This window comes from Breoghania sp. JC706 (genome assembly GCF_037026715.1).
In the GTDB taxonomy this organism is placed as follows: Bacteria; Pseudomonadota; Alphaproteobacteria; order Rhizobiales; family Stappiaceae; genus Breoghania.
The window spans coordinates 162,082-176,910 of the sequence record NZ_JBANCG010000004.1; the positions used below are offsets into that span (position 1 = coordinate 162,082).

Sequence of the window (14,829 nt, forward strand, 5' to 3'; positions counted from 1 at the left end):
CGCCGCTCCCCGCCGGGGGCAACGTCTGGAGGGACGCCTTGGAAGATGAAATCGCACTGGTCGGGCTTTTCTTGCTCGCCATCATCATTGCGGCGATCCTCGGTTTCGTCGCCTGGCTCAGAACCGGGAGCCTGAGGCGCCGGGTGATGGTGCTCGAGCACGAGATCCGAATGCTTCGCGAGGCCCGCGCGGCGGCTGCCGCGCGCCCCGATGCAGCGGCACCAAGCACCGCTCCATCCGGCACGAGCGAAAGAGAAGCGCGCAAGGAAACGGAAAAGCCGCAAGAGGCTCCGGATTCCGCCGCCGCGATGTCCGACTTCCTGTCGCGCGTCCCCCCTGCCGAAAAAACGCCGGCGACCCCCGGTTCCGACACCCCTCTCTCGCCGGCGGACAGGGCCCGCGCGCGGGTGCCCTCAATGGCCGCGACCTCCACTTCCGCCGAGAGTGCCCCAGTGCGCAAGGCCAGTCGGAGCGAGGACGACGGCTCATCTTTCGAAATGCGGTTCGGCGCGAACTGGACTGTCTGGATCGGCGGACTGGCGCTGGTGCTGGGCGGCATCTTCCTGGTGCGTTACTCGATCGAGGCGGGCTTGCTGCCGCCGATCGTCCGCGTCATCTTCGGCGGGCTTTTCGCCGCCGCGCTGATCGGGCTCGGCGAATGGACCCGGCGGCGCAAGACGGCGGAGACGGGCAATGCGCGTGCCTACATTCCCGGCATCCTGACGCTTGCCGGCATCACCTCCGCCTTCGCAAGCGCCTATGCCGCGCATGCTCTTTACGGGCTGATCGGGCCTGCCGCCGCCTTTGTGCTGCTGGGCGCCGTGGCCCTGTTGACGCTTGCCGCATCGCTGCTGCACGGACCGGCGGTCGCCAGCGTCGGGCTCGTCGCCTCCTACGCGGTGCCGTTTCTCGTTTCCTCCAACGAGCCTGCGCTTGCGCCTGTGGTCTTCTACGGCCTGTTCGTCACGCTCGCGACCTACGCGGTAGCGCGTGTCCGGCGCTGGCGCTGGCTGGCGATCGCCGGCGCGCTGTGCGCCGTTGCCTGGGCGCACGTGCTGAGCGCACTGGCCGCCCCCGCAGACGCCGGTTTTCTCGCGATCTACGACATCGGCGCGCTCGGGCTTGCCGCCTTCTTCTTCGTGGTGAACCTCTATCCGCGCAACGCGGAACCGGATGAGGTAAAGCCCGACTGGGTGGTAAGCGCCATTCTCACCGCACACGCCCTGCCGGTGCTTTACCTGTTGCAGATCGACACCTTCGGCACCGTATCGGTCGCGACACTGGTCGTCGTCATGGCCGCGCTGCTGGTGCTTGCGAGCGAATGGCCGGCCGTGGCGGCCGCAGCGCTCGCCGCCACCGTTCTCGGCACCTTCGCGCAACTCACCTTCGAGGTGCCGCTCGGCCCCTCGTCCTTTGCACCCGACATGGCCTCGGACCCGATCATCGCGGGCGCTCTCCTCAATCCGGCAACCTCCGCCTATCTCCGTTTCGGGCTTGCGGTCGGACTGTTGCTCGGGCTTGCCGGGCTTGTCGGAACCTGGCGGTCCGCCGGCCGTTGGGCGCTTTCGGCAGCCGGCACGGCCGGGCCGCTCGCGATCTTCGCCATATCGTATCTGCGCACCGATACGGCGGGGCTGGAGACGGCCTTCGGGCTTTCCGCACTGGCGCTGGCGGCGGCTTTTGCCGGCGTGACCGCCTTTTTCGAGACGCGGCTGCCGCACCGGGCCACCACGCGGGATCTGGCGGTCTCGGCCTATGCGATCGCGACCATCGCCGCGCTGGTAACGGGTATGGCGATCCTCCTGCGCGAAGGCTGGCTGGAGATCGGACTGGCGCTGCTCACAACCGGCATCGCCTGGGTGGAGGTTCGCAAGCCCTCAGCCGTGCTGCGCTGGCTGGCGGTCGCCGTTGCCGCCTGCTGCTGCCTTGCGGTCGCGGACGATCCGACCATCGCGGGCGCGGCGCTCGGCACCACGCCGATCTTCAACTGGCTGCTCTACGGCTACGGCGTGCCGACACTCGCTTTCGCTGCGACCGCCTGGCTACTCGCCTTGCGCGGCCGCGACCTGCCGCAGGCGATCTTCGAGGCGCTGACCATCGTCTTCGCACTCGCCACCGCCATCATGCAGATCCACCACCTGATGACCGGCGGCGAGATCTACGCCTCCGCCGACACGCTGGAGGAGCGCAGCGTGCAGACGCTGCTGGCACTCGCCGCCGCAATCGGTCTGCAAAGGCTGCACGGCTGGGCGGGAGGACGGATCTTCGATATCGCCTCGCTGCTGCTGGGCTATGCGGGCTTCGCGATGATCGTCGTGTTCAACCTCCTCATCCTCAACCCGATGGGCACCGGTGATCCGATCGGCACGAACGTCATCTTCAACCTGCTGATGCCCGCCTACCTGCTGCCCGCGCTCATGCTCGCCTTCCTCGCATGGCAGGCGCAGGGGCGGCGGCCGAAGGCCTATGTCATGACGGCGGCGGTGCTGTCGCTCGTCATGGTCTTCGCATGGGTTTCGCTGGAGGTTCGGGCGCTCTTCCACCGGCCCTATATCAGCCGCGGCGATTTCTCGGATGGCGAGCTTTACACCTACTCCGCCGTCTGGCTGTTGCTCGGCATCGCGCTGCTTGTCGCAGGCGTCTTCACCCGATCGCGAGCCGTTCGTCTCGCGTCGGGCGCGGTCGTGGCGCTGGTCGTGGTCAAGGTGTTCCTCATTGACATGTCCAGCCTCACCGGCATCTGGCGCGCGCTCTCGTTCATCGGGCTCGGCTTCGTGCTGATCGGCATCGGCGCGCTCTATCAGCGTCTGTTGCGCGCCGTGCCCAAAGCGCAGGGAGAGACCTCTGACGAAAAGCCCGATTGACCTTTCGTAAGGCCTCCAGATTCCGCTCGCGGACCCGCGCCGGATGCGCTAGGCCGGAAGCTGCGAACAAATAGCTTTTTGAAGAGTGACAGCATGAAATCCGTCTTCTCGCAGCGTCAACTCCTGCACACCCCCTCCAAGGAACTTTCGGACGGCGAGATGCGCCCGGCAGTGGAGCTTCCGGCGCGAGCCGAATATGTGCGCGACCGCATTCTGGAAGTGGGGCTCGGCGAGATCGTCGAGCCGTCTACCTTCGGCCGCGCGCCGCTGGAGCGGGTCCACACCACCGACTACCTCGACTTCATGGACGGCTTTCACGCCATGCACGAGGCGGCCGGGCGCAGCGGAGAAGCCTTCCCGTTCTGCTGGCCGACGAAGGGGCTGCGCTGCGACGTCACCCCGCGCCACATCGACGGACTGCTCGGGCGTTATTCCTTCGACGCGGGCACGCCCATTGGCCCGATGAGCTGGGAGGCGGCGAAGATCAGCGCCGATACCGCGTTGACGGCCGCCAGGATGATCGCCGAGGGTGCGCCCGTCGCCTTCGCGCTCTGCCGGCCGCCGGGACACCACGCGATGACGGACAGGTTCGGCGGCTACTGCTTTTTGAACAACGCCGCGATCGCCGCGCAATACCTGCGCGACCAGGGGGCCGAACGCGTCACCATCCTCGATGTCGACTATCACCATGGCAACGGCACGCAGCAGATCTTCTACGAGCGCGGCGACGTGCAGTTCCTGTCGCTGCATGCCGATCCGGCCGAGGAATACCCCTATTTCCTGGGCTATGCCGACGAGATCGGCGAAGGCGAGGGGGAAGGTGCCAACTACAACTGGCCGATGCCGCTGGGCACCGACTGGGCGGGCTGGGGCGCGTCGCTCGACGAGGCCTGCAAGCGGGCCGCATCCTTCGGCACTGATACGCTGGTCGTCTCGCTGGGGCTCGATCCCTTCGAGCGCGACCCGATTTCCAAGTTCAAGCTGAAGAGCGACGACTTCACCCGCATCGGCGCGCGGATCAGGAAGCTCGGGCTGCCGACGCTGTTCGTCATGGAGGGCGGCTACGCCATCGACGCTCTGGGCGTGAACTGCGTCAATGTGCTCACGGGGTTCGAGGGCGCCTGAGGGCACACCGCGCGGGGCGGGGCGTCTGCCATGCCCCGCCGCCGGGACCTGTCGGCAGGAGGGCGCAAATCGACTTGCGGCTTGCGCGGTTTGGAGGCATGAGGAGCCGCGCGTTCTTGCGCAGCTCTTCGAAGGATCAAGCCATGTCCTGGCTCTTGTTCATCCCGGCCTGTTTCGCGCTCAACATGGCGCCGGGTCCCAACAACATCACGGCGTTCGCGACGGGTGCGCGGCTCGGTTTCTGGGCCGGCTTTCTCGCAGCCCTCGGCCGGCTTCCCGCCTTCGCGTTCCTGATCGCCATCACCGCCGTCGGTCTCGGCGCGGCGCTCGCGGCCTCCGCTGTCGCCTTCTCGGTGATCAAGTACGTGGGCGCGGCCTATCTCGTCTACGTCGGCATCCACATGTGGCGCGCCCGGATCGATACGGCCGGCCAGCCGGTCGAGCGCGATATCCGCGCGCTGGCACGTCGCGATTTCCTGATCGCCATCACCAATCCCAAGGCGATCGCGATCTTCACCGCCGTCTTTCCGCAGTTCCTCGATCTCGCCCAGCCGGTGGCGCCGCAGTTCCTGTGGATCGGCGCGACGTTCCTGTGCCTGGAGACGGTGGCGATCGCCATCTATGTCGCCGCGGGAAAGCTGCTGAGCGGCGTCATCAACCAGACGGCGATCGGGCGGACCCTCAACAAGGCGGTCGGCGGGTTTCTCGTCTTCTCCGGCGCCTCGCTGGTCCTGTCGCACTGACATGGCACGGCGCGCGGCACGAGACCGGATCAGCAAGGCGGCGCGCATTCTGGCGCTCGCAATCATGCTGCCGGTCTGTGCCGCCGCCTTCGTGCGGGCACAGGAAGCTCAACAAGCCCCCGCCGCCGACAGCCCCGCCCTGAAAGAGTTGACCGGGGACGACTGGCGCAGCCAGATCCGCGTGCTGCGCATCGGCGTGCTTTCGTCCGGCGATGCCGCGCGCGCACTCGCCATGGCGGAGCCCTTTCGCGCCCACATGCAGGAAACGCTGGGCCTGCGGGTGGAGCTGATACCTGCTCGCGACATGCAGGCGTTGATCGACGCCATCGTCAACGCACGCGTTGACTACGCGCGCCTCAGCGCCAGCGCCTTCGCCACCGGCTGGGCGCTGTGCCGCTGCCTGGAGCCTCTTGCCGCTCCGCTCGCCTCAGATGGAACCGACAGCTACAACGCCATCGCCGTCACCCGGGCCGGTTCGGGCATTTCCCGGCTGGTCGATCTGAAGGACAAGGCCGTGGTCTTCGCCGGTGCCGGGTCCGTGAGCGGCTACATGGTGCCCGTCGCAGCTCTCAGGGAGCAAGGCATCAATACGGACCGCTTCTTTTCCCGGCAGACCCAGGCGACGGGCCCGGAAGCCGCCATTGCCGCAATGATGCGCGGCGACTATGACGCGGCTTTCGCCTGGTCGAGCCTTGCCGGTGATCAGGCCGAGGGCTACAGCCGCGGCCCGCTGCACCGCATGGTCGCGCAAGGACGGCTCGCGATGGACGAGGTTCGCATCGCCTGGCGCTCCGACCCCATCCCCCACCCGCCGCAGGTCGTGCGCGCGAACCTGCCCGAGGCGCTGAAATCGCAGCTGCGCGCGGCGCTGTTCGATCTGCTGGCGGCAGACCCGCTAGCCTATGATGCGGCGGAACCGGCATTTTCCGGCGGCTTCACGGCCGTGACTCGCGACGGCTACGGCGTCCTGCTGCACGCCTTTACGCCGAAATAGCGCGACCGCCGCGGCTGTCCTTTCGGAAATCGCCGGAACCGCCGCGGGGGCCCTCACGTTTGCCTTGCAGTAGCCGGGACGGATCGAGGTCCGGGCGCGCTTCGTGCAAGTGAGCGGTGCGGCCCGTCCCTGAGAACCGAAAACGTTTTGAACCCGGCAGATCGGGCATGTCTGCGGCGACCGCATCGAAACGGTCGAAGGCAGCGTGCGCCAGCCAGGAGCAGGACCATGCGAACCAAGACAGCCGTTGCGGGTCTCGTCTACCCGCAGGTCAGCGCCGTGCTTTTCGGCCTCGGCATGATCGCTACACTGATGATCCCGGCACTGAAGATCCACGCGATGACCATCCTGCCGATCGTCATCGCGTCGAGCCTCATCCTGTCGGCGCCGCTAGCGTGGTGGATCGCGCCGCGTCTGCGGCTTCGTCACTGGCAAAGCCGGCGAGACGCGCCGTATGACGCGCAATGACGATTTCCTCGTTCGTGGGAATTGCGAAGCAGGGCAGGCTGGACGCCGCCGCGATCTCAACGGCGTTGGCGGCGTTCTTCGCCTCGTCGAGAGCAAGTCCGAGCCAACCGAGTTCGGCACACACGAGGCGCCGCAGGAACGGGGAATTCTCGCCGATGCCGCCGGTGAACACGAGCGCATCGACGCCGCCAATCTCCGCCGCAAGCGCCCCGACCTCGCGGCGGATGTGGTAGGCGAAGTAGTCGATCGCCTGCCGCGCGCGCGGATCGTCGCTCTGTTCAAGCGTGCGCATGTCGGAACTGATGCCGGACAACCCCAGGAGGCCGGACCGGTTGTAGACGAGGTCCGTCACCGCCTCCACCGACATCGCCTTCTCGCCGAGCAGATAGAGCAACACGCCCGGATCGAGCTGGCCGCAGCGCGTGCCCATGGGCAGGCCGTCGAGCGCGGTAAAGCCCATCGAGGATGAAAGAGAGCGCCCGTTCCGCATCCCGCACATCGAGGCGCCCGCACCAAGATGGGCGACGATGACGCGACCCTCCGCAACATCGGGTGCGATCTCGCGCAATCTCTGGCTTACGTATTCATAGGACAGGCCATGGAAGCCGTAGCGGCGCACGCCCTCGTCGAAGTAGCTGCGCGGCAGGGCAAAGGTATCGCTCACCCACGGATGCTGACGGTGAAAGGCAGTATCGAAGCAGGCGACCTGAGGAACCCCGGGAAAGGCCGCCTGGGCGGCCCGGATACCGGCCATGTTGTGCGGAACGTGAAGCGGCGCGAGCGTCGCGCACAGGTCCAGTTCAGCCTCGTTTTCCGTGGTGAGCAGCAGCGGCTGAAAATGATGCGGCCCGCCGTGGACGACGCGATGACCGACGGCCACCACTTCCGCATCCGGGAAGGCATCGCCCAGAAAGGTCATGATCACGGAAAGCGCCGAGGCGTGATCGACAATCCCGGAAGGGTCTGGATGACGATGGGGCGGCAGCCCCCCTCCCCCGCCGCGTTCGGCGTGAAAGGCCGGCGCCGTGCCGATACCCGTAACCTTGCCGCGGCAGACTTCCACGGCCTCGATCGTCGCGTTGATGACTGCGTAGAGCGCAAACTTGATGCTCGACGAGCCGGCGTTGAGAACCAGAACGGAAGGTTTCATCTCAAACGTTACCCGGCTCGGCAGGCGCATTCCCGCTCGCAGATTTCCCCGCGCAAGATCCCATGGCGAATTTCTCCTCCGTATACCCCGGGGCGTGGTCCCGCAAACAAGACAGGAATGGGTCCACCCCCTAGCCCGTTGGGGCCAGATCCGGCCGATCCGGCCGCAACATCCTCAAAAAAAGTCAACTCAGAGCCGATCCCGGACGGTCGGCCTATTCCGCCTCGTCGGGAAGTGCCTTGGCCGCAATGCCGGTGCGTTGCCAGTGCGTGTAGAGCAGAGCGAGCGCGCACGACGCCAGCCTCGCCCGGTCATCGTCAGCGCGGCTGGTCAGGATGACCGGAACACGTGCGCCCAGAACGACACCGGCGGCCTGCGCGTGGGCGATGAAGGTCAGTTCCTTGGCCAGCATGTTGCCGGCTTCCATGTTCGGCATGATCAGGACGTCGGCATGACCGGCGACCAGCGATGTGATGCCCTTGGTGCGCGCGGCGTTGACGTCGACGGCATTGTCCATGGCGAGAGGACCATCGACGATTCCGCCCTTGATCTGGCCGCGCTCCGCCATCTTGGAGAGAATGGCTGCGTCGAGCGTGGAGGGAATAGCCGGGTTGACCGTCTCCACCGCCGACAGAACGCCGACCTTCGGCGTCTCGATGCCCATGGCGCGGGCGAGATCGATGGCGTTCTGCGTGATGTCGACCTTGGTGTCGAGGTCGGGCGCGATGTTGATCGCCGCATCGGAAATGATCAGCGGGGCCGGGCGGCCGGGCACGTCCATGATGAAGGCGTGGGAGATACGGCGCGTGGCGCGCAATCCGCCATCGCGCGAGACGACGGGTTTCAGCAGGATATCGGAGTGCAGGTGCCCCTTCATCACCGCGCCCGCCCGGCCTTCGTGAACGAGGGCGACGGCCTTCTTGGCGGCTGCGATCTCGTCGTCGGTCTCCACGATCTCGCATCCGTCAAGCGACTGGCCGAGCCGGGCAGCGACAGCCCCGATATCTTCAGCGCGCCCGATCAGAATGGGTCGAATGAGACCGGCCTCGGCCGCCATCAGCGCGCCGCCGAGCGAGGCATCGTCGTCCGGCCAGACGACCGCCGTCGCCAATGGCTGAAGCGTCTGGGCTCGTGCGATGAGCCGATCGAAGTGCAGATGCCGCTCCACAAGGATCTGCGGCACTTCGTGCGCGGCCAGAGTGATCTTGCGTTTGGGTGCCTCCACGACCCCCTCGCCCTCGGCCACAAGCCGACCTTCGGCGGTCTCAACCTTCGTGGCGACGCGGATGAGGTTGGCCGGCTCCTTCGCCACCACCGTGACGGTGACCTTCAGCGTGTCGCCGATCTGGGCTCGGTCGAGGAAATCGAAGCACTGCGATCGATAGATCGTGCCGGGGCCGGGCAGAATATTGCCGAGAACCGCGGAAACCAGTGCCCCGACCCACATGGACGGCGCCAGGGCCTTGTCCTTGCGGCCGTCGCCGTTGTGATCGAAATCGGGCAGGTTGAGGGGGTTCAGATTGCCCGACGCATTCGCAAATATGTAGAGATCGTTCGCGGTGCACACCCGGGAGATGCTCGCCGTATCCCCGACGGAGATCTCGTCGTAGGTCTTGTTTCCCACCATTCCGCGCGCCTCGTTCTGGGACGGTTTGCCGCACCGCATGCGGCGCAATTGCGCACTGCAATATCACGGCGGGTGACGGAGCGTCGAGCCTCATCGCCCCCGAAATGGCGGTCCTTCGCAAAACCGCGCAGACGGAACCGCGTATCGCAGCAGCCCGAACCGCAGCGACTTCACGCTCAGCAGCCGGGATCCGCGATCGTGTCGACGATGCGCGGCCGCAGGTAGAAGGTCTCGCCCATGTCGATGGAGTTGGGAATGATCGCGGTGAAGATCGGCTTGTAGGGGAAGGACGAAACCGAGACGATGAGCGAGGTATTCGCCAGCTTCAGGCTGGCCGGGATCTCGATTGGCGGCGGGGCGTTCTTGTCCCATGCCGTGCTGCCTTGCGAACAACTCCAGGCAACCGTCGCGTTGGAATCCTCGTCGAAGAGGACGCTGGAGACGATCATGCCGAGCCCATCTGCCTCGTAGGGCTGCATCACCGTATCGGAGGCCTTGAAGATATCGGTCATGTCGCTGGCGCTGACGCTGTCGCTCTGGGCGACCAGATCGCCGACAGTGAAGGCCACCTGCGTGACCTTTCGATCGTAGGTGAGCGCCCGGGTGAGTTCGGCAGAACCAAGCAGCAGGGCGATGAGAACCGGAAGGACAAGCGCGAATTCCACGGCCGCGACACCGCTGCCGCACCGGGCGAAGCGCACGAGCAGCCGGGCTCCGCGGCCTTGTTCCTTACATGGGCAGGGAATGCTCATGACGAGCCCCCGCTGCTGGTCGTTTCCGGGAAGGGTTCTGTGCGGAAGGCCTGGACGGCGCCGAGCAGGCGGCTGCCGTCCTCCAGATCCGCGAAATTGACCCCCATGTAGGATGTCACCATCGGCCAGCGGTAGAAGACACGCACGACGACGATCGTCGAAGCGCCGGCATTCACGTAAGTGAAGCCGTCGCTCTTGAGCTTTTTCTCCTCGATGGGATTGGACAGCGAGATACCGGCGAAGGACGAAAAGGTCTGGACGTCGACCGACAATCTGTCGGAGGAGAAGAAGCCCGGTAGCCGGTCGAGAACCTGCTTCTTGAAGGCGGCGGCGTCGAAGGACTGGGAGTAGGCCTGGCCGGTGCGGATCAGCCGGGCGGCATCGGCCGTCGCATTGTCGAGAATGCGGCCGGCAAAGAACATCAGCCCGATCTCGGTGATACCCAGGATGAGGGCGAAGAACGGCAGCGCGACCATGGCGAACTCGACGGCCGTCGCCCCGCCCTCGTCGCGCCGGCCGCGCCGGATCAGGTCTGCAAAACGCCGCGTCGCGAGCCGGACCGGCGAGATCCGCCGGAAGGGCGCAGGATCGGACGGACCTGCTCTTGTCATTCTCAACGCCTCGTCTTCGCCTGCCGTGCCGCGGTCCATACTGCCTCGGCACTATTGACGATCCGTTTCCAGCCCGCAGTGCCCTCAAGCGCGCCCATGAAGGTTACTGGTCGGAGCTGGCGCTTCCGCCCTCCGACAGCGATTTGCGCTGAGATATCTGGCCGTAGGTGTCGTTGAAAAATTCCTTGGCATCGCCGACGCTGAGGTAGGGCTTGCAGACCGGCGAACAGCCGTAGCTGTAGCTGGCCCCGGCCCGCGTCACCGTTACCACCGAGGAGGCCTGCGGCTGCACCTCGATCACCTCGTCGATGATCGGATCGCCGGCCTTGTTCAGGATGACGAGGTTGGTCGAGCCATAGGACTTGCCGGTGATGACCAGGGTCGTGCGGTCATGCATGGTCACGTCGGCGATGGCCGGGTTTCCGATGATGATCGTGTCGGCCGGCTCGTCGATGCGGAAGACCTTGGCGCGATCGGTGACGACGGACACCACACCGTCGGCCGATGCCGGCATCGCCGCCACGAGCAGTGCGCCGGCAATCGGCAGGATCCGCAGGAAGGTGCAACGCATGGATCTCTCCAATCGAGCTTCGGGCCTGAAGGCTGCAGAATACTGCGCGCTTTTGGTGAAGGAATGGCTAACGGAAGGTTCGCGCCCGGCCGGCGAATGCCGGCTTTCTGCGCCCCCATGGCCAGAACGGCTCGTCGGCATCGGCACACCGTCGTGACATGCTTAACGAAAAACTAATTGATGGCCAAAAATTATAGTAAATATATAGTAATTATTTTCTTTCCCGCCATCCACAAAGCCCTTTTGCTTCTTAATAAAGGAATGGAATGGCAATATATCCTTAACCATAGGGGCGATTGCCTTGCTGAATTGCGAAAGCGCTCCCTCAATTAACTTGATTGAAACTACTGATCCCTAGTGTGACCTCAGTTTCGAGCGGCGACCAAAAAACAAGCCCGCCGAACAGGTGCTGTCAAAACCACGTGGATGTAGGAGCATAACCATGAAGACCCTTTTCGCCCGCTTCGTGAAGGACGAGTCCGGCGCCACCGCGATCGAGTACGGCCTGATCGCCGCGCTGATCTCCGTCGCGATCATCACCGTCCTGGGCACGATCGGCACGAGCCTGAACACGAACTTCGAATCGATCTCCGAAAAGCTGAAGTAAGAAGTCGCGGTAGCCGATATTGGCATCAGGCTTCCGACGGACTGTCATTTCGACACGCTTATCGCGCCGCCGAGCTACGGCGGCGCCGCTCCGAATTTTTCTCTGACCAGAGATTATCAAGAAACGGGTGGCTTCATGCCGCCCGTTTTCGTTTTGGAAACCAGGTTTCCGGCAGATCCGCAAATGGCGGAAAGCAAGCGACACCAGGGCCCGAACGGGTAGTTAACGCGATATTCAATGCCTTCAGGCTAGTCTTGCGGTCAGGTTCGACAAAGCGGTCCAGACAATGTTTGCGCAAAGCCTCTTCTTCGTCTTTCCAATCATCGTGGTGCTGGCCGGTATCAGCGACTTGATGACGATGACGATCTCAAACCGGTTCTCGCTCGGCCTCGTCGCCGCGTTCGTCGTTCTCGTCCCGTTCGTCACCGGCTGGGACCCTGCCACGTGGGGCAGCCATCTGGCGGCGGGCGCGATCATGCTGGCCGCCACTTTCACTTTGTTCGCCTTCGGCTGGATCGGCGGAGGGGATGCGAAACTGGCGGGCGCGATCGCACTGTGGCTCGGAATGCCGCACCTGATCGCTTTCATCGTGTTCACGACACTTTTCGGCGGAGCCCTGACCCTCGGCCTGCTCGGCTTTCGCAACATTGCCATACCGCATGTTGCAGTTCGCCTTCCCTGGGTCGTGCGGCTGCATGCGCTTGAGGATGGAATTCCATACGGCCTGGCACTGTCTGCCGCCGCTCTTGTGTTGTACCCGCAGACAAACTGGCTCGCACTTCTGCATTAGCAACTGGAACCAAGCCGCATCTGGATGTCTATAAATTATTAAATATTTTTTAACTAATTAATTTTCTGAATTCTATGAATATTAATAAAATAGAAATTTTCATTAACAATTTATTAAAAAATAAATATGATTCCGCCCGGTTAACTATGTTTTATCCATTTTCCACCGAAACTTGAGGCCACCGAGGCAGCTCTGCGGCCGTGTGCCGTCGCCACATCCATGTGGCCGCCTCGATGTGAACGAGTGGGAAACTGGCGATGAAGTTGGCGCGTATTGCCGTGTTGGGCGTTGCACTTGGAGCGGGTCTCATTGCCGCAAGGCTGATGATGAACATGTCCGCCCCCGCACCCGACCCTGTCGAGACGGTGCAGCTCAAATCCGTGATCGACACCACCGACGTGCTGATCGCCTCCGACGACATCGCCCTCGGCTCCGTGCTGCACGCCAAGGACATGTCGTGGGAACCCTGGCCGAAGGGCAGCGTCACGGCCGGCTTCATCACGCGCCAGGAAAAGCCCGACGCCCTGACGGAGATGGCCGGGCGCATCGCCAAGGCCCCCGTCTTCGCCGGCGAACCGATCCGTGAACAGCGCCTTATCAAGACGGATCGCGGCTTCATGTCGGCGATCCTGCCGAAGGGCAAGCGCGCCGTGGCCGTCTCCGTGGAAGCGGTGACGACGGCCGGCGGCTTCATCCTGCCCGGCGATCATGTCGATGTGATCCTCACCAAGGCCGGCCGTCGCGGGTCTTCCGGCGCGGTCAGCCGCACGATCCTGCAGAACGTGCGCGTGCTGGCGATCGATACCAAGACGAAGAGCGAAAACGACGAGAAATCGCTGCCGCCGAACCGGACCGCAACGCTCGAACTCGACCCGACGCAGGCCGAGATCATCACCGAGTCCCAGCAGCTCGGCACCATCGCGCTGACCTTGCGCAGTGCGGAAGATTCCCTCGCCGGCGACGACAACGCAGTGACCAGCGGTGGCGGCGTGAATTTCGTCAGGTTCGGGGTCACAACGCAAGAATCCACGCGGGAATGATCTCGCACGCGGCAAGAATCCACGCGGCAATGACGCTGCGCACGAAGGAGTGAACCGATGGTCCGCGGAGCGCTATTGAAGGGGCTTCTGGTCGCCCTGAGCCTCGCCATCGCAGGGCTCATGGCGACGGGCGTTCCGGCCGAGGCCGGTGGCGCGTTCCCCAAGAAGGTGCGCATCGCAGCCGGCCAGAGCACCATGGCCGGCCCGCTTTCGGTGGGCATCGGCCGCTCCGTCGTGGTGGAGACAGGCGACGCGGTCGCCGACGTGCTGGTTTCCGATCCCACCGTCGCCGACGCGGTCGTGCGCACGCCGCACCGCGTCTTCGTGCTGGGCGTCAAGGCCGGCCAGGCCAACCTGTTCCTTTTCGGCGCCGGCGGCCGGCAGATCGCCAGCCTCGACCTGACGGTCGCGCAAGACACAAGCGAGCTCAACAACCTGATCAGGCGTCTGGTGCCCGGTTCCAACGTGAACGCCGAAATCGCCAACAATGCCATCATCCTGTCCGGCACTGTTCTGACGCCGCTCGATTCCCAGAAAGCCATCGAGATCGCCAAGGGCTATACCGGCGGCAGCGCGGACAGCGAGAAGTCGAACGTCATCAACATGCTGAACGTCATCGGCAAGGAACAGGTGTTCCTGAAGGTCACGATCGCCGAGGTCGAGCGCACGCTGGTGAAGCAACTCGGCATCGACTTTCAAAACGTCTCAATCGGCGCAGGTAACTACACAGGCGCCTATTCCGGGACATTGCTAGACACCACCATTGCAAGCCTCGGCTTTTCGGCCGGCAGCACGACCATCAACGGCTACCTGAACGCCCTGCAGGAAGACGGCGTCGTGCGTACGCTTGCGGAGCCGACACTAACCGCGATTTCCGGAGAGAACGCCAGCTTCCTCGTCGGCGGTGAATTCCCGATCCCGGTTTCCAGCGACGACAACACCATCCAGGTCGAGTTCAAGCCCTACGGCATCGGCCTCGATTTCACGCCCGTCGTGATGTCCGGCGGACGCATCAGCCTCAGGGTGAAGACGGAGGTCAGCGAGCTGACCAACGACGGTGCAGTGGACATTGGCACGCTGACGATCTCGGCCCTCAAGGTGCGCCGGGCAGAATCGACAGTGGAACTGCCCTCCGGCGGCTCGCTGGTGATGGCCGGCCTCCTGCGCGACAACTACGAGGATACGCTGTCCAAGGTGCCCGGCCTGTCGAAGCTGCCGATCCTGGGCTCGCTCTTCAAGAGCCGCGACTTCCAGCGCAACCAGACTGAACTCGTCGTCTTCGTCACGCCCTACATGGTCAAGCCGACATCGCCTTCCAAGCTGACGCGCCCGGACAAGAACCTGGCGCCGGCCGGCGATGCGGAATCGCTTTTCTTCGACCGCCTGAACCGCGTCTACCGGGTCGATCCGACGGCTCCCACCGGCTCCTATCAGGGACAGGTCGGCTTTATCTATGAGTGAGGACAGCAGCATGGCATTTGCTCAAG

General features: G+C 64.5%; 15 protein-coding genes. 10 read left to right on the forward strand and 5 right to left on the reverse strand.

The annotated features are described in order from the left end of the window. Positions 1-38 precede the first annotated feature (38 nt). The 5 genes from V2L18_RS09280 to V2L18_RS09300 all read left to right on the forward strand — a co-directional run bounded on the left by V2L18_RS09280 (position 39) and on the right by V2L18_RS09300 (position 6,194). Positions 39-2,864: a DUF2339 domain-containing protein gene (locus V2L18_RS09280; RefSeq protein WP_336177950.1), complete on the forward strand. Its 2,826-nt coding sequence runs from the start codon at positions 39-41 to the stop codon at positions 2,862-2,864. A gap of 93 nt (positions 2,865-2,957) precedes the next feature. Continuing rightward, positions 2,958-3,989, forward strand: a complete 1,032-nt coding sequence (locus V2L18_RS09285; RefSeq protein ID WP_336177951.1) for a histone deacetylase family protein — start codon at positions 2,958-2,960, stop codon at positions 3,987-3,989. A gap of 143 nt (positions 3,990-4,132) precedes the next feature. Continuing rightward, complete coding sequence (locus V2L18_RS09290; RefSeq protein ID WP_336177952.1) at positions 4,133-4,732, forward strand: LysE family translocator; 600 nt, start codon at positions 4,133-4,135, stop codon at positions 4,730-4,732. 1 nt (position 4,733) lies between these two features. Continuing rightward, a complete protein-coding gene (phnD, locus tag V2L18_RS09295; RefSeq protein ID WP_336177953.1) occupies positions 4,734-5,726 on the forward strand; it encodes a phosphate/phosphite/phosphonate ABC transporter substrate-binding protein in 993 nt (330 codons plus the stop codon). A gap of 228 nt (positions 5,727-5,954) precedes the next feature. Next, entirely contained in the window at positions 5,955-6,194 is a 240-nt protein-coding gene (locus V2L18_RS09300) for a hypothetical protein (protein WP_336177954.1), read from the forward strand. On the opposite strand, the gene V2L18_RS09305 is transcribed toward V2L18_RS09300, so the two are convergent. From V2L18_RS09305 to V2L18_RS09325, 5 genes are all read right to left on the reverse strand, one after another. After that, positions 6,100-7,344, reverse strand: a complete 1,245-nt coding sequence (locus V2L18_RS09305; RefSeq protein WP_336177955.1) for an acetate/propionate family kinase — start codon at positions 7,342-7,344, stop codon at positions 6,100-6,102. The genes V2L18_RS09300 and V2L18_RS09305 overlap by 95 nt on opposite strands. Positions 7,345-7,558: 214 nt before the next feature. Beyond that, positions 7,559-8,971 (reverse strand): bifunctional enoyl-CoA hydratase/phosphate acetyltransferase, encoded by a 1,413-nt coding sequence (locus tag V2L18_RS09310; protein WP_336177956.1) that lies wholly within the window; start codon positions 8,969-8,971, stop codon positions 7,559-7,561. 176 nt (positions 8,972-9,147) lie between these two features. Next, positions 9,148-9,723, reverse strand: a complete 576-nt coding sequence (locus tag V2L18_RS09315) for a TadE/TadG family type IV pilus assembly protein (RefSeq protein WP_336177957.1) — start codon at positions 9,721-9,723, stop codon at positions 9,148-9,150. Then, positions 9,720-10,334 (reverse strand): TadE/TadG family type IV pilus assembly protein, encoded by a 615-nt coding sequence (locus V2L18_RS09320; RefSeq protein WP_336177958.1) that lies wholly within the window; start codon positions 10,332-10,334, stop codon positions 9,720-9,722. The genes V2L18_RS09315 and V2L18_RS09320 overlap by 4 nt, the downstream gene beginning before the upstream one ends. A gap of 103 nt (positions 10,335-10,437) precedes the next feature. Then, a complete protein-coding gene (locus V2L18_RS09325) occupies positions 10,438-10,905 on the reverse strand; it encodes a pilus assembly protein N-terminal domain-containing protein (protein ID WP_336177959.1) in 468 nt (155 codons plus the stop codon). Here V2L18_RS09325 and V2L18_RS09330 point away from each other — a divergent pair. The 5 genes from V2L18_RS09330 (at position 10,904) to V2L18_RS09350 (ending at position 14,803) form a co-directional block, all read left to right on the forward strand. Continuing rightward, positions 10,904-11,062: a hypothetical protein gene (locus tag V2L18_RS09330; protein WP_336177960.1), complete on the forward strand. Its 159-nt coding sequence runs from the start codon at positions 10,904-10,906 to the stop codon at positions 11,060-11,062. The two genes, V2L18_RS09325 and V2L18_RS09330, sit on opposite strands and share 2 nt — an antisense overlap. Positions 11,063-11,347: 285 nt before the next feature. Next, positions 11,348-11,512 carry a Flp family type IVb pilin gene (locus V2L18_RS09335; protein WP_336177961.1) on the forward strand — a complete coding sequence of 55 codons (165 nt, stop codon included), beginning with the start codon at positions 11,348-11,350 and terminating at the stop codon, positions 11,510-11,512. 286 nt (positions 11,513-11,798) lie between these two features. Beyond that, positions 11,799-12,302, forward strand: coding sequence for a prepilin peptidase (locus tag V2L18_RS09340; RefSeq protein WP_336177962.1), 504 nt, complete (start codon positions 11,799-11,801; stop codon positions 12,300-12,302). Between the two features lie 257 nt (positions 12,303-12,559). Further along, positions 12,560-13,342: a Flp pilus assembly protein CpaB gene (gene cpaB, locus V2L18_RS09345; RefSeq protein ID WP_336177963.1), complete on the forward strand. Its 783-nt coding sequence runs from the start codon at positions 12,560-12,562 to the stop codon at positions 13,340-13,342. 57 nt (positions 13,343-13,399) lie between these two features. Continuing rightward, positions 13,400-14,803, forward strand: coding sequence for a type II and III secretion system protein family protein (locus V2L18_RS09350; RefSeq protein ID WP_336177964.1), 1,404 nt, complete (start codon positions 13,400-13,402; stop codon positions 14,801-14,803). Positions 14,804-14,829 lie beyond the last annotated feature (26 nt).

Bases quoted from the DNA above. Each gene is read 5' to 3' on its own strand.
- V2L18_RS09285 (WP_336177951.1), top strand. From the start codon at position 2,958: ATGAAATCCGTCTTCTCGCAGCGTCAACTCCTGCACACCCCCTCCAAG.
- V2L18_RS09290 (WP_336177952.1), top strand. From the start codon at position 4,133: ATGTCCTGGCTCTTGTTCATCCCGGCCTGTTTCGCGCTCAACATGGCG.
- phnD (WP_336177953.1), top strand. From the start codon at position 4,734: ATGGCACGGCGCGCGGCACGAGACCGGATCAGCAAGGCGGCGCGCATT.
- V2L18_RS09300 (WP_336177954.1), top strand. From the start codon at position 5,955: ATGCGAACCAAGACAGCCGTTGCGGGTCTCGTCTACCCGCAGGTCAGC.
- V2L18_RS09305 (WP_336177955.1), bottom strand. From the start codon at position 7,344: ATGAAACCTTCCGTTCTGGTTCTCAACGCCGGCTCGTCGAGCATCAAG.
- V2L18_RS09310 (WP_336177956.1), bottom strand. From the start codon at position 8,971: ATGGTGGGAAACAAGACCTACGACGAGATCTCCGTCGGGGATACGGCG.
- V2L18_RS09315 (WP_336177957.1), bottom strand. From the start codon at position 9,723: ATGAGCATTCCCTGCCCATGTAAGGAACAAGGCCGCGGAGCCCGGCTG.
- V2L18_RS09320 (WP_336177958.1), bottom strand. From the start codon at position 10,334: ATGACAAGAGCAGGTCCGTCCGATCCTGCGCCCTTCCGGCGGATCTCG.
- V2L18_RS09330 (WP_336177960.1), top strand. From the start codon at position 10,904: ATGGATCTCTCCAATCGAGCTTCGGGCCTGAAGGCTGCAGAATACTGC.
- V2L18_RS09325 (WP_336177959.1), bottom strand. From the start codon at position 10,905: ATGCGTTGCACCTTCCTGCGGATCCTGCCGATTGCCGGCGCACTGCTC.
- V2L18_RS09335 (WP_336177961.1), top strand. From the start codon at position 11,348: ATGAAGACCCTTTTCGCCCGCTTCGTGAAGGACGAGTCCGGCGCCACC.
- V2L18_RS09340 (WP_336177962.1), top strand. From the start codon at position 11,799: ATGTTTGCGCAAAGCCTCTTCTTCGTCTTTCCAATCATCGTGGTGCTG.
- cpaB (WP_336177963.1), top strand. From the start codon at position 12,560: ATGAAGTTGGCGCGTATTGCCGTGTTGGGCGTTGCACTTGGAGCGGGT.
- V2L18_RS09350 (WP_336177964.1), top strand. From the start codon at position 13,400: ATGGTCCGCGGAGCGCTATTGAAGGGGCTTCTGGTCGCCCTGAGCCTC.